The following is a 23309-nucleotide window of genomic DNA, read 5'->3' on the forward strand; positions in this document are numbered from 1 at the left end:
GCTACTTGCGGGTGCTCTCGCTCCAATCCGCTCCGCTACTTGTCGGTGCCGTAGGGGACGATGGCAACGTGGCCACCCTCACCAGCGCACAGGCCCGCCGCATCGCCGTCGCGGCCCAGGGATTTCACGAATCCAAACCCCGCGGACCGGTCACCCGTGCGCATCTGCGCAGGTTGATCTCCCGTATTCAGGTGCTGCAGCTGGATTCGGTGTCGGTGGCGGTACGGGCCCATTACGCGCCGGTGTTCAGCCGGCTGGGGCCATACGACCGCGATGCGCTGGACCGGGCCGCCTGGTCACACAGCACACGTTCACCACGGCTTCTGACCGAGTACTGGGCGCACGAGGCCGCGTTGATGGCGGTGGAGGACTGGCCGCTGCTGCGGTGGCGGATGCGGGAGTACACGCACGGCCGATGGGGCACCGAAATCGTCCGGAAGAATCCCAAACTGGCCGACGACATCGTGGCGGCGGTCGCCGAGCTCGGGCCGTCGACCGCGGGCCAGATCGAGGCCCATCTCGAGTCCGAACCGCGCGGCCGCAAAGGTCCGTGGTGGGACCGCAGCGAGACCAAGTGGGTCGCCGAGGCGCTGTGGTCCTCGGGTGTCCTGACAACGGCGACGCGCGTTGGGTTCGCCCGCCACTACGACCTCACCGAGCGGGTGCTGCCGGCGGACGTGCTGGCTCGGCAAGTCGACGACGACGAGGCGGTGCGGGAACTGACCCTGCGCGCCGCGACCGCGCTGGGGGTCGGCACCGAGGCCGATATCCGCGACTACTTCCGGATGGGCGCGCGGCAGGTCAAGCCGGCGATCGCCAAGCTGGTGGCCGACGGAGAGCTCGAGGCCGTCGACGTCGACGGCACCCCGGCCTACCTGCGTGCAGGCCAGACGGTGCCGCGGCGCGACCGCGGGACGGCACTGCTGTGCCCGTTCGACCCGTTGATCTTCTTCCGGCCCCGGGTGGAGCGGTGGTTCGATTTTCACTACCGCATCGAAATCTACGTCCCCGCACCCAAACGCCAATTCGGTTACTACGTATGGCCGTTTCTGCTCGACGGTGAGCTGGTGGCACGAGTCGACCTCAAACGTACCGATGCGGCGCTGCAGGTGCTGGGTGCTTTCACCGAAGACGGTCGCGACCGTTCACGGGTCGCGGACGCGTTGGCGGCGGAGTTGTGCTCGATGGCGTCATGGCTCGGCGTCGACGACGTGACCGTCGGGCCGCGCGGTGATCTCGCCGACGCGCTGCGGACGGCATTGCGGTGAGTGCGACGTCGACATTGTCGGCTACGCAACGTAACTGGGTCACCGACGGACCAGCCGGCACCAAGGCGACCGGCGGCCAGAGCGGCGCCCCGGTCCGCTACTCATCTGTAGTGCAGGGCGATCATCGCTGATTGAAAGCGAGTGCGGGGGTGCCGGCGTCGCCGCGAAAGCTGTCGCTGCGTCGCTGCCACGCGCCTGTCAACCACCAGTCGTAGCGTTGAACCTCAAGGTGGCAGTCTGGCTCTTCATGCTGCTGGGCCCACCGCACAGCGGTGCGTTTGCGCCAGAACCCAGCGATCGGCATCACGCCGCCGTCAGGGCGGTGCATGAAGACATACCATCCAAAACTCAACGGGACCCCCCGGCCACCATCAGACAAGATTACCTAGACAAGCATACTAATCTCGCTGCCGCCCGACTGGACAGCCGGCATGGTTGACCGGGCGGACCCGGCCGACTTGGACGTTCGTCCAGGAGTCGAGGGATCCGCCCGGGTGTCATCCCAGTTGTACCGTTTGGTGGAGGCCTATTTCAGTCGTGCGCCCCCGTGCTCACCACCAGTCGTCCGGTGGTCTCGCGGGCGGCCATCCGCGCCAACGCCTGCGGCAGTTGATCCCACTCCACGTTGTCGCCCACCACGGTCTGCAGCCGGCCGGTACGCATCAGTTCGAGAATCTGCACGTGGGCATCGAGACCCTCGGAGCGGGCCGGCCAGTTGAACCCGAGCGTGCGGCGCACGGCCAGGGGATCGGTCACGTAGACCAGACAGACCCCGCACACATCGAAGTTGCCGTAGGCGATCGGACGCGGCGAGATGTAGTCACCGTCTTCGAGGGCGATGTCCTCGGCGAACCCCGCCATCAGGTGACGTCCGTTGAATCCCATGCAGCGGAACGTATTCGTCGTCACGCTTCCGCCCACCGCGTCGAACGCGACGTCGACGCCGCGGCCGTAGGTGAGGTCCATGACCTGCTCGACCCAGTCGTCGTCGCGGTAGTTGACGGCATGGTCTGCGCCCAGCTTCCGGCAGAGCTCCAGCTTCTCCTCGCTGCCGGCGGTGGCGATCACCTTGGCGCCCAGCGCCTTTCCGAGGACCAGCGCGCCCGACCCCGTACCGCCGGCGGCCGCGTGCACCAGCAGCGTCTCACCGGGTTGCAACCGGCCACGTTCGCGTAAGGCGAACCAGCCCAGATGGAACGGGTAGTGCAGGGCGGCACCGTCGACGTCGCTGACCCACTCCGGCAGATCGAGCACTGTCGCCGCGTCGACGATGGCGTACGACGCATACCCGCCGAAGGCCATCACCGGGATCCCGACCACGCGGCGGCCGACCAGGTGTTCGGCACCCAGGCCCGCACTCTCGACCACTCCGACCGCTTCCATGCCCGGCACGAACGGCGGCTGCAGCGGCAGCGTGGTGTACCGCCCCTTGATGATGTCGATGTCGTTGAAGTTCAGGCAGAACGCGCGGACCGCGACGCGGACTTCGTTGGGGCCGGGTGCACGCACCTCGACGGTTTGGCGTTCCAGTACCTCGGTGGGCTCGCCGAGCGCGGTGGCCACCCAGGCCTCCGCTGTGATGGGCTGTGGTGCGGGCTGGTTCATTTGTCCTCCGTAGGGGTGAGAAAGCGCTCGCGGTAGGCGCGGAATCGCTCGGCCAGGGCGGCCGGATCGAGCTGTAGATCGGCAGGGTCGTAGATCACGCCCCCATAGCGTCCGCGGGGGTGCTCGGTGAGGAAGTCGCTCATGGCCGCGCGGACGTCGTCGCCGAAAGGCTGGTCGGCGAGTCGGTAGATGTCGGCGAGCGTGGCCCGCTCATCGGCCATGAAGTCGTCGAACCGGACGTCGATGGACTGCCCGGCGGGCAGCACGTCGCGATCGCGGATGCAGCCGGCGAGCAGATCGTCGATGCGGCTTAGCCAGTGTCCGGTCAGTTTCGCCACGTCGGGCTGCGTCACGGCCATCCGCGTCGCATAGCAGATCATGGTCATCATCGACAGGGTTACCTCGACCGGATCGCGATGGGTGACAACGAAAGTCGCATCGGGAAAGGTGGCAGCCAGCATCGGGAATTGTTCGAGGTGCTGGGGCGACTTGAGCACCCAGCGCGTTCCGCCGCGCAGCCATTGCATCGCCTGCAGGCTGCGCTTGACGTACGCATAGGACGGCGCCTGGTCATGTGCCTTGTAGTGCGCGGCGAAACTCGGTACGTAATAGGTGGTTTCGAACAGCATGCCCGAGATGTCGTTTGCCAGTAGCTGGATCTCCTCATGGGCGTGCTCGACGGTCATGTCGTGCATCCGCTTGAACTCCGGCATCGAGGTGTTCACCATTTCCAGGCCCGCGGTGCAGCGATCCTGACGGGGTCCCGGCGAGTCCTCACCGGGGCCGGGCAGCGGTTCGAGGCTCTCCCAGTACGGCAGGTAGCGAAGGGCGGGGTCGGCGGCGAGCAGGTTGTGCAGGTGGGTGGTGCCGGTGCGGGGGAGGCCGCAGATGATGATCGGCCGTGCGATCTCGATGTCCTCGATCTCGGGATGGTCGGCGATGAGTGCCTCCAGCCGCAGCCGGTTCACCAAATTGCCCACCAGCTGCTCGAATGCGATCGCCAGGCCGGTGTCGGAAAGACCCGCCTCGTCACACAGGGCGGTACAGAGCACGTCGAGACGTTCCCGGAATGCCGGGTCGCCGAAGTCGTCCAGGCCGGACCGCTCGGTCGCGGCTGCCAGCAACGCGTCGGGTTGCAGGTCCAGAATCGTGCCGTAGGCGGCCAGTCCGTCACGGATCGGTTGTGCTGCAGCGGGATACACCGGATGGGCGAGATCGTCGAACCGGATCGGCGCCGGCCGCCGTACGTCGGTGGTCACAGAGCCGAGACCTCGGCCACGTCGACGACCCGGCACTGCGGGTGTGCGGGGGTCTCGTCGGGCAGGAACCAGCGCAGCCAGATCAGGCCCTTGGGTCGGCCGGCCGTCGAGACCCAGTTGGGGTGGCCCGGATCCTTGTCGCTGATCACGATCCGCCACGACCCGTCCGGTTCGTAGGTGACGTGGGCGCCGTTGATCGTGACGCGCTCATGGGTGTAGTCGAAGGTGTGCAGGAACGGATTCCACAGGCAGAGATTCCAGAACACGCACTCCGGCGAGGTGCCCTCGATGATCAGGGCCTGATCCGGTTCCAGATCGTAGGCGCCCATGGCGTACGCCGCGTCGGCGGCTGACCACCCGTAGGCGTTCTGGGGGACCGGGAACGGTGGGTGGAGCTGGTTGGCGGGCTCAACCCTGGTGGGCAGGAAGGAAACCTGCTCGTGCAGCCAGGCCTTGGCGTACCGGAAGCGGCGGGCCAGATCGGCGGCGCTGTCCGTGCGCCGGGCGGGCGGGTCGAGCGCCTCGATTCGCCACGTCGGGCGGCGGTCGGTGGTGGGATCATTCAGATAATCACGGGTCAAGGCGAATTCGGTGTCGGCATCGAGTTTGAGCCAGGCGCCCGGGTGGGAATCGGGGCTCATGATGAACTCGAAGTTGCCGTCTTCGTCGAACTCCAGATCGCGGTTGTTGATCGTGCCGACGATGCGGTCGCTGTAGCGGCCTTCACCCGGCCCGCCGTAGACCGTCATGGACAGGTACACCGCATCGCCACGGTTGCCGGTGACTCGATAGGTGCGGGCCGGGTTCAGTGGTGCGAGCTGATAGAACGCATCCGAATTGTCGCCGCCCCACTTGAGGTACGGGCTGATGACGTCGACGAGGATGGGCTTGTCCCGGTCGCCCCACACATAGGCATCGACGCTGACGCGCAGCAGGCTGAAGGTCAGGCGGTACCCGTCGAGCAGATCGGGTTCGCTCAGCGCGGGTTCGGCGGTCAGCAGTTTCTGCTCGATGCCGCGCAGCTCGTCGAGCAGCGCGTTGAACGCCTCTGACAGTTCGGCCTTGTCGGTCATGGTCGGTCCTTCCTTCGTGGGTGGATACGTCCTGCTCCTTCGGTCAGCAAGGAGCACAATCGATCTGCGGTGTCATCGACATCGATGTCCGGTTCCATGTGTGCGGCGTAGAACGCGGTGCCGATCAACGCTTGGTAGACCATGTCGACGTCGACATCGGGACGGACCCGGCCCTGCTCCACGCCCGAGGCGACCAGGGAGCGGAAGGCGCCCTTGGTCTGCTCGTCGAGCAGTTGCTGGGTCTTGATATGCAGTTCCGGGTCGCGGCGACGTTCGGTCAGGATGCCGAGTGCGGCGGCCTCCACCACGGGATCGCGCCAGAAGGTGAGCACCGCCGAGGTGAAGCCGCGCAGGTCGGCGTCGAAATCACCTGAGAGCGAGAGCAGTTCACCACCAGGTGGCTGGCTGAAAGCGGCATCGAAGACGAGGTGGGCCTTCGACGGCCACCGCCGGTAGATGGTGGGCCGGCTGACGCCGGCCTCGCGGGCGATGGCCTCGATGGACAGCTGGTCGTAGCCGTCACGTGCGAGCAGGTCGCGGGTGGCGCGCATGATGTCGCGCTGAGTTTGTGGATCACGTGGCCGTCCCGGGCCTGTGAGCGAGGACACACGATTAAGTTACGATGCGTCACGTAATTAGGTCAATAGGCAAATTCGGTGCCCGATGCGCGCCGATATCGACACCTGGGTCGTGCTTGTGGTCGAACAACAGCCCTGCGGTCGAAACCGACGTGGAGATCGGGCAAGGGGGCGGGCAGGGGAGCGGTCAGGTCCCGCGGTCGATCAGGTCGAACACCATCACGGCATGTGAAAACCGTTGTGGGGTAACGCCCACCGGGCCATACGGATGGTCGAGCATGAAGACGAGGAAGAGCAGCAGAGCCAGCAGCACCGTGACGGTGCTGACCAGGATCATGTGGGCGCGACTGCTCTCGAGGCGCATGAAGCTGGCCAGCGTGATCAGTACCAGGCTGCCGAAGATCAGGGCGCACCACAACAGCACAGGTATCCGTGGACTGGAGTTGAGGATGCGCGCACTGCGGTCGGAGGTCAGGACAGCCAGTTGGCTGAGGAACTGACTGTTGATCGGGCTGGCGGTCGAGTCCGACTTGGCAGTGCCGACGATGCGATACATCTCAGTGAGTGCGTGCCGGCCGTTGTTGCTGATGGAGCCGAACTCTTCCTTGCCCCATTCCGGGCCCTGCACCGCGGCGGTGTACGCGCGCAACTGTTCGCGCACCTGGGTCTGTTCCGGCTGCGGCATGGCCACCGTCTGGCGGTACATGGTCACCAAGGTCGAGGCTTCGTTGGACACGTTCGTCTGTGCGGAGAGATATTGCTGCCATCCGACCACAACGGTGAACCCCAGCAATGCACCGTAGACGAGGCCGACGACGGTGAGGAACGGTGACAACACCGAGTTGTGCTCTGGGCGCGTGTCGCGAGCAATGACGCGGCTGGCCAGCAACACGCTGCCGACCGCCAGTGCCACGGCGCCGACGACAACCACCGCGAGCAGGAGCCAGGTTCCGAACAACCCGAAGTCGCCCATAGATGAGAAGGATGCCAGCAAACTTCCCGTCGCGAAGGCGGATCGATCGGTTTGGGCGCCGGCTCCGGATCAGATCATCTGCAGTGCGGCGAGGCAGACATCGGTGGACCCGAAGGCGTTGTCCGGCTTGACGCGTTTGTGGGCGACGCCGCCGCACCGCCTCTCGGAGAAGATGATGCGACCGTCGGGGCTGAACCCGATTTCCAGCTCCGTGACCACGCCGGTGGCGCTGAGCAGAGGGTTTTCCCACACCATCGTGCGGTACTCCGCATTGGGGCCGCTGTCGAAGATCAGGTCCCAGTCTTTCTCGTTGGCGCGTTCGCGGACCAGATCCAGCATCTCGTAGTGCACGGTGGTTCCTCTCATGATCACTTTTCCTCGCTCGGTCTCGGGGAGATACATTGCGCGGCAGGGGCGCCGGCGGTGTTGTTGCGTCGAGCGTCCTGCACGTCGTCCCCGGTGTCTGTCGGCTGATCGGACCACGGCCCGGGCCGCGCTGCATCCGCCGATCGGGGGACAAGGACGGACGAATTGGTCGCTGCCCCTCGATCAGCGACCAATTCGTCGGTCTGGACCGCGCCTCAGCGCCCGGGCAGGACCTGGGTGACGGTGGCTTGCAGGTCAGCGCCCTCGGGACCGGAGATGCCGGTCTCCCGGTCGAAGGTCGCGGTTCCGTCTGCGTCGATGGTGAAGTTGCCGACCTGATCCTGATCGCCCCCGGTCACCTTGAAGATCACGGTCGTCTTGTCCGGCAACGGCTTTGCGCTGATGTACTGCGGGTTGATGGTGTATCGGTAGTTGCATCCCGCCGAGCCGTAGCACTTCTGCTGGGTGACGACCACCCCGATGAGGAAATCGGCTGCGGTCGGCGGTGACGCGACGGGGGACGGTGTGGAGGACGACGACACCCCGGCGTTCCACTTCGGTGTGTCGCTGGGATTCGCCGAGACCCGGTCCGGTGAAACGCAGCCCGCCAACGTAAGCGTTATGCCAAGCAGGCACAGGGCCAGAGGATTTCGGAACGTGCTGCCGGCAGCGGCGGTGGCTGTGCCCGTGATTCTGCGTAGCATCGAGAGACCTTCCAATTCAGGTGGGTGGGCCGGGTGGCGGGACAGGGTCCAAGCTGTGAATCCGCCGCCCGGTGTCCGGGGAACAGGACAGTAAAGAGGAAGGGTCTGACAAGTTCGGTCAGGCGACCGCCGGGCCCGAGGTGAGAACTCCGGCGTTAGATGACTTCGAGGAATTCCTCGGGCACGGTGACGAGCGCTTCGGTATTGCCCTGCGAATCCATGAACTCCACCTCATAGGCGGGTGGCAGGTCGGATGGCCCGAATTTGGTGTAGTCCACCACGACCGTCCCGACCGCCCCGGCCGGCAGGTTGTGTTCGGGCATCGGTTGTCTCAGTCGGACCAGGCCGTGTTCTTCCGGTCGCGGCGGCCCGGGTTGCGGGGAACTCTGCGCCCGCTCGTACTCGGCGGCGCTGGACACGGCGAGTGCGACGGCGCCGCCGACGGCCGCGATGAACGCGATGACCACCAGTGCGCCGTAGCCCGGTCGCGAAACATCACCCAGCAGAACCACGCCGACTATGCCGGGCACCACGGTTTCGCCGACCACCAATGCCGCAGCCACCCCGTTCACGGATCCGACCTGCAGGGCAACGGTGAACAGGTAGAAGCCACCGAGACCGGCGAGCACCACGGCCCACGACGCCGGGTCGGCGATCAGCACACGGAGGTTCAGGGGATCGAGACCGTCCACGAGCCGAATTGCCACCGCCATCGCCCCGTAGAGCACGCCGGCGATCAGGCCCGCGGGCACCGCGGCGTTGCGCCCGAGCAGCCGGGCCAGCGCGGCACCGAGACCGAGGATGATCGCCGACACGACCAGGACACCCCAATGCATGACCGCCCCGGGGTTCCGGCCACCCAGCCGCCCGGCGGTGGCTCCCAGGATGCACAGCGCCACAAGAACTATCGCGATCGCGGTCCAGTCGCGCCGGTGGAGTCGGACGCCGAGCACAAAGATGCTCAGCACTGCGGTGACCACGAGGTTGGCGCTGATGATCGTCTGCGACAGGAACAGTGGAATCAAACGGGCCGAGACCAGGCTGCCCACAAAGCCGAGAAGGTCCAGCGCCATGCCCGCGATGAAGATCGGGGCGAGCATCGCGCCGATCGTCGAACGCAGGGTGGGGCCGCGCTCTGCGGTCTCGGTCGCGTCGACGGAATGCCCTGCGGCATACGACTGCAGTACCGAGGCTGTCCCGTAGCCGACGCACGCCAGTAGTGCGGCGGCTACGCCGATCAGCACTGCGAACCCTCGTGGTGTGCGATCGAGACGACGCGGAACATCAGCCGAGTCTAGGAGCGCGAGCCTGCCGGTTCGGGTGAATCCGGGGCCTGCGGGTCAGCGCGGGAGCTGATTCACCACCGCCGTCGTGACGTCGGAGACCACCGCGGCGTCGTCTCCGTCGACCGCGACGACGGGGACGAGTCGGCTCGGGTGGCCGGCGTCGACGCCGTCGAAGTCGTCACCGACGACGGCGTCAGCGAAGGTCGTTCCCTCGTGGACCTTTCGGTAACCGTCGTGATCGCCGAACTTCGTCGGCTCGGCCTCGGCGGCCACCGATTCCCGCGACCGGTAGTCGAAGGTCACCAAGACCTCGGTCGCGTCGACGGTGAAGAAGCACGACGTGAGGGACTGGTCCTTCCAGTCGAACGACACCTTTCGCGACTCCTGCAACGTCGGCACCACCGCGCACGGGGCCGCGTCGGTGAGGGCCGTCACCGTCGTGTGCGGGGAACTGCCCTGCGTCGGGTGCTCCGGCCATGTCGAGATCACCGCGCGGGCCAACGGATTGGCGGTCGCGCACGCATCCCGATCGCGCTCCATCGACACCCGCAGCCGCACCGCGATGTCGTTCTCGAAGGCCACGTCGTAGCTGCATGCGCTTTCGACGAGCTGAGCGCGCACCTCGGGGGTGAGAGTTGAGGCGGCATCGATACGGCGCGCCTTGACACCGTCGATCTCCTCGAGAGAGCCGAGCGACGAGGTCAGGAAGTCGAACGGCACGAAGGCAACTGACCAAAAGACGTCGATCCCGCGGGAGGAACCGTCATCCACGACGGCTTCACACGAGGTCGAGTTCGCTGACGTGCCGAATGCCTTGACGGTGCCGAGCGCCTCGAGATGGCTGGGCTCGATCAAGGCGCACGGATCGATCCCGCGCGCCCACGCGATGGTCTCTGCACGTGACAGCGGCTGCGGTGCCGGCCCGGAAGTCGACGATGGCGCAGCCGGCGTCGTCGAGGTCGTCGTCGAACAACCCGCGACGAGCATCACCACTGCCGAGAACAACCCGACCCGCACCGACTGCGACATTGCGTCCCCCCACGCTGGATGAAGCCAGAAGCTTGCCTTTCATCTTGGCGGAGAAAATCGCGCGATAGTAGCGGCATTTCCGGCAATACGATCTGACGATGCAGATCCGGGGGTGGGGTTCGGCGGCCGTCGTTGCGGTGGCACTGTTGCTGGGCGGATGCACACCGGAGCGACCCGCACCCGAGACGCCGACGACGTCCTCGGCCGGTGCCACGAACACCGCAGGACCACAGGCACTGCCGCCGTGCGCCTCCGTGTCGATCTCCTTCGAACCGGCGTTGGATCACCAAAACATCCGCTGCACACTGACTCTCGACGGCGATTCGAGCATCACCGTGTCCAGCGACCCGGCGTGGTCGTTCAGCGTCCGACGCGGTGACACAACCGTCCAGGAGTTCCGCGAACCCACCGACAAGATCGGCCAGACCGGGGTGGCCGCAGTGCTGCAGGACATCGACCAGAGCGGCACCCCGGTCCTGCTGGTCGTCACCGGAAGAGGCGGAACGGGTGGCGAGCCCATGGCGGTGTGGCGGCCGACCGGACAGCCGACGCACTTCGTCCGTGCCGGCGAACTGTTCGGATTTCGGCAGTTCTATCGAACGCCCGAAGGGTTCTTCGGGAATTACGCGCATTCCGGCGCGGCCGCGGGAGCCGTCACCCTCTACCGGTGGGACGCCGACGTCCTGGCTGAAGCCGTCGCACTCGACGTCCAGGTCCCGGACTGGCCGAAGCGCCCGGGCGACACCCGTGAGTGGATCCGCAACGGCAACGTCGATTGCGCCCTCTCCAACGACGACTATCTACCGGGCGCACTGGCCACGCGGACCGCGGCGATGAAAGCCGCCGGTATCGATCCGGCGACCGCGGCTCAGCACTTCTGCGCCCAACCGTGGGTCGCCACCATCTACCGATGAGGCACATTGGTGCGGTCCGCCTGCACCTCGACAGTAGGGTGGGCGGGTGGCCGAGATCGCGCCGCTGCGCGTGCAGCTGATCGCCAAGACGGAATTCCAGGCACCGCCTGACGTGCCGTGGAGCACCGATGCCGCGGGCGGGCCTGCGCTCACCGAGTTCGCCGGCCGGGCCTGTTACCAGAGTTGGTCGAAGCCCAATCCACGAACGGCGACCAACGCGAGCTACATCCGCCACATCATCGACGTCGGCCACTTCTCGGTGCTCGAACACGCATCGGTGTCCTTCTACATCAGCGGCATATCCCGGTCGGCCACCCACGAGCTGATCCGGCACCGGCATTTCTCCTACTCACAGCTCTCGCAGCGCTATGTCCCCGAGAACGACGCCGAGGTGGTGGTTCCGCCTGGCTTCGAGGACGACCCGGAGTTGGTGCAGATCTTCACCGCGGCGGCCGACGCCAGCCGCGCGACCTACACCGAGCTGCTGGATCGGCTGGAGGCCAAGTTCGCCGACCAACCCAACGCGGTCCTGCGTCGCAAGCAGGCCAGACAGGCCGCCCGGGCGGTGCTGCCCAATGCCACCGAGACCCGCATCGTGGTCACCGGCAACTACCGCGCCTGGCGCCATTTCATCGCGATGCGGGCCAGTGAACATGCCGATGTGGAGATCCGCAGGCTGGCGATCGCCTGTCTGCGTGAGCTCGTGGAGGCGGCTCCGGCGGTGTTCTCCGATTTCGAGATTTCGACGCTGGCGGATGGTAGTGAGGTGGCTACCTCGCCTTTGGCGACGGAGGCTTGACGGAGTCGCCGGTTGGTACGGCGACGGAGGTCCGATCGACCCAGGGTAATCTTGGCGCGTGAGTACGAGCGGAATCGATGTAACGGCGCAGTTGGGCACGGTGTTGACCGCAATGGTGACGCCGTTCAAGCCCGACGGCTCGCTCGATCTCGAGGCTGCCTCCCGCCTGGCCAATCACCTGATCGACGCCGGCTGCGACGGCCTGGTGCTCTCGGGCACCACCGGTGAGTCGCCGACCACCACCGATGACGAGAAGCTCGCGCTCCTGCGCACGGTGCTGGAGGCCGTGGGGGACCGGGCCCGCATCGTCGCCGGGGCGGGCAGCTATGACACCGCGCACAGCGTGCACCTGGCCAAGGCCTGCGCCGCCGAGGGGGCACACGGCCTGCTCGTGGTGACGCCGTACTACTCGCGGCCCCCGCAGGCCGGCCTGCTTGCGCACTTCACGGCCGTGGCCGATGCCACCGACCTGCCGAACCTGCTCTACGACATTCCTCCGCGTTCGTCGATCCCGATCGCATGGGAGACCATCCGCGCCCTGGCGTCTCACCCGAACATCGTGGGTGTCAAGGATGCCAAGGGCGATCTGCACGGCGGAGGCGAGATGCTCGCCGAGACCGGGCTGGCGTACTACTCCGGCGACGACACGTTGAACCTGCCGTGGTTGGCCATGGGCGCCGTCGGCTTCGTCAGCGTCTGGGGACATCTGGCCGCAGGTCAGTTGCGGGACATGTTGACCGCGTTCAATTCTGGCGATATCGCCACGGCCCGCAAGATCAACGTGTCGCTGGCCCCCCTGGCCCGCGCCCAGGCTCACCTCGGCGGAGTCACCATGTCGAAGGAAGGCCTGCGGTTGCAGGGATTCGATGCCGGTCTGCCGCGGCTGCCGCAGATTCCCGCCACCCCGGCTGAGATCGAGGCGCTGGCCACCGACATGCGCGCGGCAGCGGTGTTGCGATAGTGAGCACCGAACTCGCGCCCCCCAAGCCCCTGGCCCCCGGCGGTCTGCGAGTTACCGCGCTGGGCGGAATCAGCGAGATCGGCCGCAACATGACGGTCTTCGAGCACCTGGGCAGGCTGCTCATCGTGGACTGCGGGGTGCTGTTCCCCGGCCACGACGAGCCCGGCGTGGACCTGATCCTGCCGGACCTGCGTCACGTCGAGGACCGGCTGGAGGATGTCGAAGCCCTCGTCGTCACCCATGCGCACGAGGACCACATCGGAGCGATTCCCTACCTGCTCAAGCTGCGTCCGGATATCCCGGTGGTCGGCTCGAAGTTCACCATCGCGCTGATCCGCGAGAAGTGCCGTGAACACCGGATCAAGCCGGTCTTCGTCGAGGTCGGCGAGCGGCAGAGCAGCCAGCACGGCGTCTTCGAATGCGAATACTTCGCGGTCAACCACTCGATCCCGGGGTGTCTGGCCGTGGCGATCCACACCGGCGCCGGCACGGTGCTGCACACCGGCGACATCAAGCTCGACCAGCAGCCGCTCGACGGCCGCCCGACCGACCTGCCGGGTATGTCGCGGCTCGGCGATGCCGGTGTCGATCTGTTCCTGTGTGACTCGACCAACTCCGAGCACCCGGGTGTCAGCCCGTCGGAGAGCGAGGTCGGCCCGACGCTGCACCGGCTGATCCGCGGCGCCGAGGGCCGGGTGATCGTGGCGTGCTTCGCGTCGAACGTCGATCGCGTGCAACAGATCGTCGACGCCGCCGTCGCACTGGGCCGGCGGGTCTCGTTCGTCGGGCGCTCGATGGTGCGCAACATGGGCATCGCCCGCGAGCTCGGCTATCTGCGGGTGGCCGATTCCGACATCCTCGACATCGGAGCGGCCGAGATGATGCCGGCCGACAAGGTCGTGCTGATCACCACCGGCACGCAGGGCGAGCCGATGGCCGCGCTGTCGCGGATGTCGCGTGGCGAGCATCGCAGTATCACGCTGACGGCGGGCGATCTGATCATCCTGTCCTCGTCGCTGATCCCGGGCAACGAGGAAGCGGTCTACGGAGTCATCGACGCGCTGGCCAAGATCGGCGCCCGCGTTGTCACCAATGCCCAAGCGCGCGTTCACGTTTCCGGCCACGCCTATGCGGGTGAGCTGCTGTTCCTCTACAACGGGGTGCGGCCCCGCAATGTGATGCCGGTGCACGGCACCTGGCGGCACATGCGCGCCAATGCGGCGCTGGCCGCAAGCACCGGGGTGCCGCAGGAGAACATCGTGCTGGCCGAGAACGGTGTGAGCGTGGACCTCGTCGCCGGCAAGGCGTCGATCTCCGGTGCGGTGACCGTCGGCAAGATGTTCGTCGACGGGTTGATCACCGGGGATGTCGGTGACGCCACACTCGGTGAACGCCTCATCCTGTCCTCGGGTTTCGTGGCGGTGACAGTCGTGATCCACCGCGAGACCGGAAAGCCGGCCGCGCCCGCGCATCTGCATTCCCGCGGGTTCTCGGAGGATCCGAAGGCGCTGGAGGCGGTCGCCCGCAACGTCGAGCGGGAGCTGGAAAGCCTTGCCGCCGATCACATCACCGACCCCACCCGCATCGCGCAGGCCGTCCGGCGCACCGTGGGCAAGTGGGTGGGCGAGACCTACCGACGCCAGCCGATGATCGTTCCGACCGTCATCGAGATCTAGCCGAAAAGGTGCACCGGGCGACCCGCCGGGCCGGTTAGATTGGGTCGGTGAGCCATCCCGCACCACAGGTGCCATTGGAACGACGCCGCCCGCTTCCACCGTTCAGTACATCGGACGATGTCAAGCGCGTTGTGGAGTATCCGCACACGATTCGTGTGATGGTGGGAATGATGGTCATCGCGGCTGTCATCTTCTTCAGCGTGACGGCCTATGCCTTCGCCACCCAAGGGCACCAGAACATGGTTGTCGTTGCGGGATTTGTGGTGGTGTTCTGCGCGTTCTACCTTGGTGCCACCAAATTCGGGATTCCGTTGCTGATGCGTCGCTTCTACGACCGGGCCACGCGCGGAGGCGTGCTGTGCGACGTGTACCCGGCGGGTTTGCCCGATTCCAATTCGGCGATCCTGATCGACGCAAGGTTGTCCGATGCTCAGGCGACGTACGTCCATGATGTGATGACCACCTGGCTGGGGCGATTGGCTTCAGACCCGACGGTGCAGGCTCAGGCCGGCGATCTGTTCGCCGATGGCCCAATTCGCGTCGCCGAGGAACTCGCCGGCCCTGCCGCCCGGGGCGGGTTTCTGGTGGCCAGTGACAAGAATCCGGGCAACGGGTGGCGATTCATCCTCCCGGAGGAAAACCCGCGCGACCCGCAGCGTCCGTATTCGAAAGGCCTTGTGGTGAAGGTCAATACGCTCAGCGCGGAGTCAGCCGGCCAGTAGCAGGACCCCGCCGGCCAACAGTGCGACCACCTTGATGAGCTCGAACCCGACGTAGTAGTAATGCGCCTGCGAACGTGACTCCGCCTCGTCGCCCGGGGCGACGGCAAGGACAGCGTTGGAACGCTGAATGAGCTTGGGCCGCACCGCGATCAACTGCACCGCCAGTGCCGCGACGGCAATCGCGAAAGCAACAATCACGCCGGGTGACGGGCGGTGTACGGCGACGATCACGATGATGACGACGGCGAATGCGGTTTCCACCGCGTTGAGTGCGCGGAAGACCCTGCGCCCGATGCCGAGTCCGATCTGCAGCGTCACACCCGGGGCCTGGAACTTCAGCGGCGCCTCGATGAACGAGATCGCCAGCACCATGCCCAGCCAGCAGAAGGCGACGGCTATCGCGACAGCCAGACCGGCATTCATCACATTCCTCCCAACGGGCCGACTGCTCGGCCGATCTTGCGCCCGACAGGCGCCTGCCAGCTTGCCAAAGCCCGCCACATCAGCCTGAGGTGGATCAGCGAGGTGATCATGGCTAGAGTTTATACAATCAATTGTTGTAGAAACTAGGGGCAGGCGTGCGACCGGCCTGGAAAGGGATCTGTCCGATGGCTGAAGACCTGGCGGGGCGTGACGATGTGGAGCTGCTGCTGTGGCGGTTCTACAGCAAGGCGCTTTCCGATCCCGTGCTTGCCGAGCCGTTCACCGAGCTGCGCGTCAAAGGGCTGAGGTATCACATCCCGGTCATGGGGGACTTCTGGGAGACCGTGCTGTTCCGTGCCGGGCTCTACCGGGGCAGCGCCCTGACCGTGCACCGTGAACTGCACGCCCGTCATCCGTTGGCGGCACAGCATTTCGTGCGTTGGCTGACGCTGTGGACCGATACTGTCGACGAGCTCTTCGAGGGTCCACATGCCGAGCGGGCCAAGCTCCAGGCCGGGCGCATCGCCAAGGCCATGCACCGGAGACTGGCCGGGACCGACGCCGCCGAACTCGACGCTCTGGTTGCCTGCTAACGCTTTTCGGCGTAGGCGGTCCATTCCACCTGAGAAGCGGTCAGCTTCCGCCCGGCCGGCGAAATGTAGTGCTCGGTGAGGTAGTCGGGCCCGGCCTGCTCGGCCAGCTGCCAGCCGTAGGGCTCGATGAAGGCCGGCACCCGGTCCGGTTCGAGCCCGAACTGCCACAGTTGACTGCGGATCCGGAACCGGCGATACAGCGATTCGGCACCATAGCGATTCGTGCCGTCGATGAAATCGCTACGGACGTAGGTGAATGCGATTCGGCTCGCCGGTGCTGCCGAACGGAGGAACTCGAATGTCGACGCGACACCGTCGGCGGTCAGATACTGCGTCACGCCTTCCCAGATGAAGAAGGTGCGGTGGTCGCTGCGGTGGCCATGCCGGGCGAGTTCGGCGGCCAGATCGTCGTTTTCGAAATCCACCGGAACCAGGTGCACCGACGGGGGAACGGCACCCAGCGCGCTGTGCACCACCGAGCGTTTGCGCTCGATGTTGACCGGCAGATCCACTTCGAACACCGGCACCGCACTGTGTCGCGCGAGTCGGTAGGCCTTGGTGTCGAGGCCGGCGCCGAGAATCACGACCGCGTCGATATCGGGCAACGCCTCGGTGAGCTTGTCGCCGAGGTAACGCTTGCGGCAGGTCAGGTTCGCCCACAGTCCCGGGCCCGACCGTTCGGTGGCCTGGATCAGAAGTCTGCGGGCAACCGACCAGCGCGCGGTCCGGGTGAAGGCACGCACGCCGGCCGGCAGGAATGACAGCGCCATGTCGTCGTCGACCAACCGTCGCTGCACCGGCTCGTACTGTTCGACGGCGGCCAGCACCATCGGGCCGACGGCTGTTGCGGCGACGGGATTGCTCATCGCTTGTTGACGATGCCCGCATCCACCGGAAGTGTCACCCCGGTGATGTAGCGCGCCTGATCGGACACCAGCCACGCCACCGCATTCGCGACGTCTTCCGACTGGATCACCTGCACCGGGAGCGCATTGCTGAAATCGGTCGGTGCGTTCAACTCCTCGGCGATGTGTTTCAGCCACCCGCGGGTGAACTCGTTGTTGATCATCGGGGTGTCGACCCCGGTGGGGTGGATCGTGTTGACCCGAATGCTGTGCGGGGCCAGGAAGTTGGCGTACGCCCGCATCAGTCCGACCACGCCGTGCTTGGCTGCGGTGTAGCCGAGCGAACCGCGGTCGCCGCCGCCCACACCGATCAGTCCCGCCGCCGAGCTGATCAGCACGATCGACCCGCCGTCACCCTGGGCGACCATGATCGGAATCGCCGCCTCGACAGTGTGGTGCGCGCCAGTCAGGTTCACGTCGACGACGTCGCGCCAGCCGTCGGGGCCCGACTGCATCGGGGCTATCCCGGCGTTGGCGACGACGATGTCGAGCCGGCCGAACCGGTCAATCCCGGTCTGCAGCGCTGCCCGCAGCGCGTGCTCGTCACGGACATCGGCCTGTATGGCCACGATCCGGCCACCTGCGTCCTCCACGAGCTTGACCGTCGCGGCCAGATCGTCGGGCGTGGCGAGGGGATAGGGCACCGATTCGATCTGATCGCACAGATCGATCGCGATGATGTCGGCCCCGTCGGCGGCCAGTCGCAGGGCCTCCGCCCGGCCCTGGCCGCGCGCGGCGCCGGTGATGAACGCGACCTTCCCGGCCAGGGGAGCGGCAGCAGACATCAGTGCCATCTCTTCTTCGCGCAAGCGCTCATCAGTGCCATTTCTTCTTCGCGCAAGCGCTCATCAGCCGCGCAGCTGTCCCTTGGCGGGGTCACCCGCCACTACGGGCTGCAACATTTTGATATCGGGAGCGCCGTCGAGCAGCTCGCCGATCGAGCCGAACAGGGTGCCGATGGCCGGAGCGGTGCTGTGGGTCTTGAGTGCGTCGGCGTCGGCCCACTGCTCGACGAAGACGAACGTGCCGTCGGACTCATGCAGTGAATACAGCTGGCAGCCCGGCTCGTCGTGCACGGCCGCGACGGCGTTGGTGCAGGCCTCGCGCACGGCGTCGACGGACTCGGGCTTGGCCTTCATGGTGGCGACGACAACAACTGGCATAGGTGCAGAACTCCTCATGAGAACCGAAACTGGACGACTGTCCACCCTAGGCGATAACCCGACGAAAATGGTTCGTATGGCTAAGTGTCATTTGAGACCGTCTTGTGACCCGTGTGGCACATGGTGATTGTGGGGCATGTGCGACTAGGCTTGCGGACATGGCTAACAAGACCGCCGGCCGATCCGGAGCGCGTTCGAGCAGGTCGAATGCCAGCTCGCGGGGCGGTTCGCGGCGTCCGGCGCCGGCCCGCAAGGGGCGCCCGGCTGCGCCGCGGCGTAAGCCCGCACGCCGGCCCCAGGCCTCACCTGTCTCTGCCGCGGGCCAGAAGCTCGGCCAGGGTGCCCGCGCCGGCTGGCTGATGCTGGCCAAGGGAGCCGGATCGACCGCCCGCTCGGTGGGCCGGGCCCGCGATATCGAACCCGGACACCGCCGCGACGGTCTCGCGCTCGCGCTGCTGGGTATCGCGGTCGTGGTGGCCGCCAGTTCCTGGTTCCATGCGGCCGGTCCGGTGGGTCAGTGGATCGACACTGCCGTACGCACCCTGATCGGTGGACCGGTGGTGCTGGTGCCCGTCATTCTCGGCGCCATCGCCGTCGTCCTGATGCGCACCGAGCCGGACCCCGAGTCCCGGCCCCGGCTGATCCTGGGATCGGCCATGATCGCGCTGCCGTTGCTAGGCCTGTGGCACCTCTGGTCGGGATCGCCGCAGGACCCCGTCGCGCGCCAGCATGCCGCCGGATTCGTCGGCTTCGCCATCGGTGGGCCCCTGTCGGACGGCCTGACCGAGTGGATCGCCGCACCGCTGTTGTTCATGGGTGTGCTGTTCGGTCTGTTGTTGGTCACCGGGACGACGATCCGCGAGGTGCCCTCGACCCTGCGGACCATGTTCAGCACCCGGGCGTTCCACGACGACTACGACGATGACGAGTACGACGACGACTACGTCGATGAGTACGAGGACGACGACTCCGACGATCTGTCCGACGGCTACTACGACGACGACGCGTCGCGCGGCGACGCCCAGACCTGGCCGACAGCCGCCATCGAAGCCCCCAAGGCGCCGGCCGGCACGCCGATGGACAACTACCCGCTGCCCGAGGACACCGACGCGCCGACCGTTCCCGAGCCCGCGGTCAAGCCGCGCCCCCGCAAGAGGGCCGAAGTCAAATCCGAGCCGAAGGCCAAATCCTCTGATGACACCCTCGTCATGGACCGGGTGGTCGAGGGTCCGTACACCCTGCCTGCGCTGGATCTGCTGATCGCCGGCGACCCGCCGAAGCTGCGCACCGCGGCCAACGATCAGATGACCGACGCCATCACCTCGGTGCTGGAACAGTTCAAGGTCGACGCCGCCGTGACCGGTTGCACCCGCGGGCCGACCGTCACCCGCTACGAGGTCGAACTCGGACCCGGTGTGAAGGTCGAGAAGATCACCGCGTTGCACCGCAACATCGCCTACGCCGTCGCCACCGAGAGCGTGCGCATGCTGGCCCCGATCCCCGGCAAGTCCGCCGTCGGCATCGAGGTGCCCAACTCCGACCGCGAGATGGTGCGACTGTCCGACGTGCTCACCGCGCCGTCGACGCGTCGCGACCACCACCCGCTGGTGATCGGCCTGGGCAAGGACATCGAGGGCGACTTCGTCTCGGCCAACCTGGCCAAGATGCCGCACCTGTTGGTGGCTGGGTCGACCGGCTCCGGTAAGTCCAGCTTCGTCAACTCCATGCTGGTCTCACTGTTGGCGCGGGCCACCCCGGAAGAGGTCAGGATGATCCTGATCGACCCGAAGATGGTGGAACTCACGCCGTACGAAGGCATTCCGCACCTCATCACGCCGATCATCACCGAACCCAAGAAGGCCGCCGCGGCACTGGCCTGGCTGGTCGAGGAGATGGAACAGCGCTACCAGGACATGAAGGCGTCCCGGGTCCGCCACATCGACGTGTTCAACGAGAAGGTGCGTTCGGGCGAGATCAGCACGCCGCTGGGTAGCGAGCGGGTCTACAAGCCCTACCCCTACATCCTGGCCATCGTCGACGAGCTCGCCGACCTGATGATGACCGCACCGCGTGACGTCGAGGACGCCATCGTCCGCATCACACAGAAAGCCCGTGCCGCCGGTATCCACCTGGTGCTCGCCACCCAGCGGCCGTCGGTGGACGTCGTCACCGGTCTGATCAAGACCAACGTGCCGTCCCGGCTTGCGTTCGCGACCTCGTCACTCACCGACAGCCGCGTCATCCTGGACCAGCCAGGCGCCGAGAAGCTGATCGGCATGGGCGACGGCCTGTTCCTGCCGATGGGCGCCAACAAGCCGCTGCGCATGCAGGGCGCGTTCATCACCGACGAGGAGATCCACGCCGTCGTCGAGGCCACCAAGACCCAGGCCGAGCCGGAGTTCGTCGAGGGTGTCACCGCGGTCAAGGCCGGCGAGCGCAAGGACGTCGACCCGGACATCGGCGACGACATGGATGTCTTCCTGCAGGCCGTCGAGCTCGTGGTGTCCTCGCAGTTCGGCTCCACCTCGATGCTGCAGCGCAAGCTGCGCGTCGGTTTCGCCAAGGCGGGCCGGCTCATGGACCTGATGGAGACCCGACAGATAGTCGGGCCGTCCGAGGGCTCCAAGGCCCGCGAGGTGCTCGTCAAGCCCGACGAGCTGGCCGGCACGCTGATGCTGATCCGCGGCGGGTCCGACGCGAACGGTGCCGACGCGGACGACGATCCCGACGAGTTCTAGCGCGCTTTCGTAGCCGCCGCGACGACGATTGTCACGCCGGAGTGGCGCTCGAGCCCGGCGGCCACTCCAGCGTGACAAGGCGGGGAGCGGCGTCGAGCAGCGCACTCTTCAGAGCGTCAACAACATCCGGGTATTGCCCAACGTGTTGGGCTTGACGTAGGACAGGTCGAGGAACTCCGCCACACCGGTGTCGTACGAGCGGCACATCTCCTCGTACACCTCGGCGGTCACCGGGGTGCCGTCGATCTCCTCGAAACCGTGCTTGCCGAAGAAGTCGACTTCGAAGGTCAGCACGAAGATACGGCTCAGGCGCAACTCGCGGGCGACGTCGAGCAACTGCTCGACGAGAACATGCCCCACGCCGGTGCCGCGGACTTTCGGATGCACCGCCACGGTGCGCACCTCACCGAGATCGGCCCACAACACGTGGAGCGCGCCGCATCCCACCAGCTCATCGTCGAGTTCGACGACCCAGAATTCCTGGACCGCCTCGTACAGCGTGACCAGGTTCTTCTCCAGCAGGATCTTGCCCGCATAGACGTCGACGAGGCCCTTGATCGCCGGGACATCGGACGTGCGGGCGCGGCGCACCACAGGGTGTTTGCGCGGCTCGACACTGCCTGGGTTCACAGGCGCAAGAGTATCGGTTACGGCAACCGATATTCTGTTGCGGTGCCGGGCCAACCTTCTACCGATCCGGTGGTCCCGCGTGCGCGCGTGGCCAACCTCGCCAACGTGCTCACCGGTGTGCGAATGGTGCTGGTTCCGGTCTTCCTCGTATTTCTGTTCGTCGGCGACGGTCATGAATCCGGCTGGCGGATCGCCGCTTTCGCGGTGTTCGCGGTCGCGGTGATCACCGACCACCTCGATGGTGCGTTGGCCCGCAGCTACGGCATGATCACCGAGTTCGGCACCCTGGCCGATCCGATCGCCGACAAGGCACTGATCGGCGCGGCGCTGATCGGCCTTTCGATGCTGCACGATCTGCCCTGGTGGATCACCGCGGTGGTACTGACCCGTGAGATCGGAATCACGGTGCTGCGATTCGCAGTGCTGCGTCACGGAGTGATCCCGGCCAGCCGTGGCGGCAAGCTCAAGACACTGGTGCAGGCCGTCGCGATCGGGTTGTTCGTCCTTCCGCTGCATTCGTGGCCCGACATCTGGCTCGATGTGGCCTGGGCGATCATGTGGGCCGCCGTGGTGCTGACCGTGCTCACCGGCGCCGATTACGTCCTCTCCGCGATCAGGGATTCACGTGGACGATCCGCTGCTCACTGATGACGCCAGGGCGCTGGTCGCCGACCTGACGGTGCGCTCACAGAGCGTGGCCACCGCCGAGTCGCTGACCGGCGGCCTGCTCGCCGCGACGCTCGCGGGCGTGACAGGGGCCAGTGCGGTGCTACAGGGCGGACTGATCACCTACAACGAGGACACCAAGATCTGGCTGGCCGGCGTGGCCCCGCAGGTGCTCGACGCGGTCGGCCCGGTCGCTGCACCCACCGCGCGGGCATTGGCGGTCGGCGCCCGGCAGCGGTGCGCGGCCACCTGGGGTGTCGGCCTGACCGGCGTGGCCGGGCCGGAACCGCACGGCGGACACCCGGTGGGCACGGTGTTCATCGGCCTGGCCGGCCCGGTCGACACGGACGTCGTCGAGCTGGCCCTATCCGGCTCACGCTGGGACATCCGCCGCGCCGCCGTCGACGAGGCGATCACCCGGCTGCGTTTCCTGGTCGAGAATCAGTAACCCAGATCTGCAACCGGACGGCGGGAACCATGCGGTGGTCCGCGGCGTTGGTCAGTCAGCGGACCTGCGACCGCCAGGCGAAGGAGGGCACGATGACGGCATTGCTGCGTGAGGTGATTGGCGACGTGCTGCGTAACGCCCGCACCGAACAGGGTCGGACGTTGCGTCAAGTGTCCGACTCGGCCCGGGTCAGCCTCGGGTATCTCTCCGAAGTCGAGCGGGGCCGCAAGGAGGCCTCCAGCGAACTGCTCAGCGCCATCTGCGACGCGCTGGACGTTCCGCTCTCGCGGGTGCTCACCGATGCCGGTGAGAGCATGGCCGAGCGTGAACACGCCTCGGCAGCCGTCCGTCCCGATGTGGCTGCCAACGTCGCCCACATCGATGCGTCGACCAAGGTGGTCATCCCGCAGGTCGTGTCGATGGCCGTCGCGTGACCGGAGCCTGACGCCACCGCCGATGCCGGATTGACCGCGCTGTTCGCGGGCGGGTACGAATTTCGCAAAACACCCACGCGAACAGTCGACGGGACT

General features: G+C 66.6%; 25 protein-coding genes and 1 pseudogene. 11 read left to right on the plus strand and 15 right to left on the minus strand.

From position 1 onward, the window contains the following. Positions 1–68: 68 nt before the first annotated feature. On the plus strand, positions 69–1268 hold the full coding sequence (locus AC4LGL_RS11385) for a winged helix-turn-helix domain-containing protein (protein ID WP_491838787.1): 1200 nt from the start codon (positions 69–71) through the stop codon (positions 1266–1268). 531 nt (positions 1269–1799) lie between these two features. On the opposite strand, the gene AC4LGL_RS11390 is transcribed toward AC4LGL_RS11385, so the two are convergent. From AC4LGL_RS11390 to AC4LGL_RS11435, 10 genes and pseudogenes are all read right to left on the minus strand, one after another. Further along, positions 1800–2873: an NADPH:quinone oxidoreductase family protein gene (locus tag AC4LGL_RS11390; RefSeq protein WP_491838788.1), complete on the minus strand. Its 1074-nt coding sequence runs from the start codon at positions 2871–2873 to the stop codon at positions 1800–1802. Next, positions 2870–4132: a sulfotransferase family protein gene (locus tag AC4LGL_RS11395; protein ID WP_491838789.1), complete on the minus strand. Its 1263-nt coding sequence runs from the start codon at positions 4130–4132 to the stop codon at positions 2870–2872. Before AC4LGL_RS11395 ends, AC4LGL_RS11390 begins: the two co-directional genes overlap by 4 nt. Further along, on the minus strand, positions 4129–5205 hold the full coding sequence (locus AC4LGL_RS11400) for a DUF1214 domain-containing protein (RefSeq protein ID WP_088304124.1): 1077 nt from the start codon (positions 5203–5205) through the stop codon (positions 4129–4131). Before AC4LGL_RS11400 ends, AC4LGL_RS11395 begins: the two co-directional genes overlap by 4 nt. Next, a complete protein-coding gene (locus AC4LGL_RS11405) occupies positions 5202–5813 on the minus strand; it encodes a TetR/AcrR family transcriptional regulator (protein ID WP_088304125.1) in 612 nt (203 codons plus the stop codon). The genes AC4LGL_RS11400 and AC4LGL_RS11405 overlap by 4 nt, the downstream gene beginning before the upstream one ends. A gap of 157 nt (positions 5814–5970) precedes the next feature. Beyond that, positions 5971–6756 carry a bestrophin-like domain gene (locus tag AC4LGL_RS11410; protein ID WP_055113166.1) on the minus strand — a complete coding sequence of 262 codons (786 nt, stop codon included), beginning with the start codon at positions 6754–6756 and terminating at the stop codon, positions 5971–5973. A 69-nt stretch (positions 6757–6825) separates the two neighbouring features. Continuing rightward, positions 6826–7122 carry a hypothetical protein gene (locus AC4LGL_RS11415; RefSeq protein WP_491838790.1) on the minus strand — a complete coding sequence of 99 codons (297 nt, stop codon included), beginning with the start codon at positions 7120–7122 and terminating at the stop codon, positions 6826–6828. Between the two features lie 215 nt (positions 7123–7337). Further along, a complete protein-coding gene (locus AC4LGL_RS11420) occupies positions 7338–7826 on the minus strand; it encodes a hypothetical protein (protein ID WP_491838791.1) in 489 nt (162 codons plus the stop codon). Between the two features lie 155 nt (positions 7827–7981). Beyond that, complete coding sequence (locus AC4LGL_RS11425; RefSeq protein ID WP_491839335.1) at positions 7982–8170, minus strand: DUF4926 domain-containing protein; 189 nt, start codon at positions 8168–8170, stop codon at positions 7982–7984. A gap of 24 nt (positions 8171–8194) precedes the next feature. Next, a pseudogene (locus tag AC4LGL_RS11430) lies at positions 8195–9070 on the minus strand (hypothetical protein); the annotation flags it as partial. A gap of 96 nt (positions 9071–9166) precedes the next feature. Beyond that, a complete protein-coding gene (locus AC4LGL_RS11435) occupies positions 9167–10141 on the minus strand; it encodes a DUF3558 family protein (RefSeq protein ID WP_491838792.1) in 975 nt (324 codons plus the stop codon). Between the two features lie 98 nt (positions 10142–10239). Between AC4LGL_RS11435 and AC4LGL_RS11440 the strand changes: the two genes are divergently transcribed. The 5 genes from AC4LGL_RS11440 to AC4LGL_RS11460 all read left to right on the plus strand — a co-directional run bounded on the left by AC4LGL_RS11440 (position 10240) and on the right by AC4LGL_RS11460 (position 15213). Further along, on the plus strand, positions 10240–11055 hold the full coding sequence (locus AC4LGL_RS11440; protein ID WP_491838793.1) for a hypothetical protein: 816 nt from the start codon (positions 10240–10242) through the stop codon (positions 11053–11055). A gap of 46 nt (positions 11056–11101) precedes the next feature. Beyond that, positions 11102–11854: an FAD-dependent thymidylate synthase gene (gene thyX / locus AC4LGL_RS11445; RefSeq protein ID WP_491838794.1), complete on the plus strand. Its 753-nt coding sequence runs from the start codon at positions 11102–11104 to the stop codon at positions 11852–11854. Positions 11855–11966: 112 nt separating this feature from the next. After that, the gene (gene dapA / locus AC4LGL_RS11450) at positions 11967–12815 is read left to right on the plus strand and encodes a 4-hydroxy-tetrahydrodipicolinate synthase (RefSeq protein ID WP_491839336.1); all 849 of its coding nucleotides are present in this window, start codon (positions 11967–11969) and stop codon (positions 12813–12815) included. Then, entirely contained in the window at positions 12815–14491 is a 1677-nt protein-coding gene (locus AC4LGL_RS11455) for a ribonuclease J (RefSeq protein WP_491838795.1), read from the plus strand. The genes dapA and AC4LGL_RS11455 overlap by 1 nt, the downstream gene beginning before the upstream one ends. A 47-nt stretch (positions 14492–14538) precedes the next feature. After that, a complete protein-coding gene (locus AC4LGL_RS11460; protein WP_491838796.1) occupies positions 14539–15213 on the plus strand; it encodes a hypothetical protein in 675 nt (224 codons plus the stop codon). Here the strand turns inward: AC4LGL_RS11460 and AC4LGL_RS11465 are convergent. Then, entirely contained in the window at positions 15199–15636 is a 438-nt protein-coding gene (locus tag AC4LGL_RS11465) for a hypothetical protein (RefSeq protein ID WP_491838797.1), read from the minus strand. The two genes, AC4LGL_RS11460 and AC4LGL_RS11465, sit on opposite strands and share 15 nt — an antisense overlap. Before the next feature lie 185 nt (positions 15637–15821). Here AC4LGL_RS11465 and AC4LGL_RS11470 point away from each other — a divergent pair, with 185 nt between their 5' ends. Continuing rightward, the gene (locus AC4LGL_RS11470; RefSeq protein ID WP_491838798.1) at positions 15822–16229 is read left to right on the plus strand and encodes a group III truncated hemoglobin; all 408 of its coding nucleotides are present in this window, start codon (positions 15822–15824) and stop codon (positions 16227–16229) included. Here the strand turns inward: AC4LGL_RS11470 and AC4LGL_RS11475 are convergent. The 3 genes from AC4LGL_RS11475 to AC4LGL_RS11485 all read right to left on the minus strand — a co-directional run bounded on the left by AC4LGL_RS11475 (position 16226) and on the right by AC4LGL_RS11485 (position 18297). Then, complete coding sequence (locus tag AC4LGL_RS11475; RefSeq protein ID WP_491838799.1) at positions 16226–17095, minus strand: SAM-dependent methyltransferase; 870 nt, start codon at positions 17093–17095, stop codon at positions 16226–16228. The genes AC4LGL_RS11470 and AC4LGL_RS11475 overlap by 4 nt on opposite strands. Continuing rightward, on the minus strand, positions 17092–17919 hold the full coding sequence (locus AC4LGL_RS11480; RefSeq protein WP_491839337.1) for a mycofactocin-coupled SDR family oxidoreductase: 828 nt from the start codon (positions 17917–17919) through the stop codon (positions 17092–17094). The genes AC4LGL_RS11475 and AC4LGL_RS11480 overlap by 4 nt, the downstream gene beginning before the upstream one ends. A gap of 63 nt (positions 17920–17982) precedes the next feature. Continuing rightward, a complete protein-coding gene (locus AC4LGL_RS11485; protein ID WP_055113196.1) occupies positions 17983–18297 on the minus strand; it encodes a putative quinol monooxygenase in 315 nt (104 codons plus the stop codon). Between the two features lie 158 nt (positions 18298–18455). On the opposite strand from AC4LGL_RS11485, the gene AC4LGL_RS11490 reads away from it, so the two are divergent. Further along, positions 18456–21035 (plus strand): FtsK/SpoIIIE family DNA translocase, encoded by a 2580-nt coding sequence (locus tag AC4LGL_RS11490; RefSeq protein WP_491838800.1) that lies wholly within the window; start codon positions 18456–18458, stop codon positions 21033–21035. Between the two features lie 108 nt (positions 21036–21143). On the opposite strand, the gene AC4LGL_RS11495 is transcribed toward AC4LGL_RS11490, so the two are convergent. After that, positions 21144–21665, minus strand: a complete 522-nt coding sequence (locus tag AC4LGL_RS11495; RefSeq protein ID WP_491838801.1) for an amino-acid N-acetyltransferase — start codon at positions 21663–21665, stop codon at positions 21144–21146. A gap of 42 nt (positions 21666–21707) precedes the next feature. On the opposite strand from AC4LGL_RS11495, the gene pgsA reads away from it, so the two are divergent. The 3 genes from pgsA to clgR all read left to right on the plus strand — a co-directional run bounded on the left by pgsA (position 21708) and on the right by clgR (position 23213). Then, positions 21708–22313, plus strand: coding sequence for a CDP-diacylglycerol--glycerol-3-phosphate 3-phosphatidyltransferase (pgsA, locus tag AC4LGL_RS11500; RefSeq protein WP_491838802.1), 606 nt, complete (start codon positions 21708–21710; stop codon positions 22311–22313). After that, complete coding sequence (locus tag AC4LGL_RS11505) at positions 22291–22779, plus strand: CinA family protein (protein WP_491838803.1); 489 nt, start codon at positions 22291–22293, stop codon at positions 22777–22779. Before pgsA ends, AC4LGL_RS11505 begins: the two co-directional genes overlap by 23 nt. A 92-nt stretch (positions 22780–22871) precedes the next feature. After that, positions 22872–23213 (plus strand): transcriptional regulator ClgR, encoded by a 342-nt coding sequence (gene clgR, locus AC4LGL_RS11510; RefSeq protein WP_491838804.1) that lies wholly within the window; start codon positions 22872–22874, stop codon positions 23211–23213. Positions 23214–23309: the final 96 nt, after the last annotated feature.

Source organism: Mycolicibacterium arcueilense (assembly GCF_058536225.1).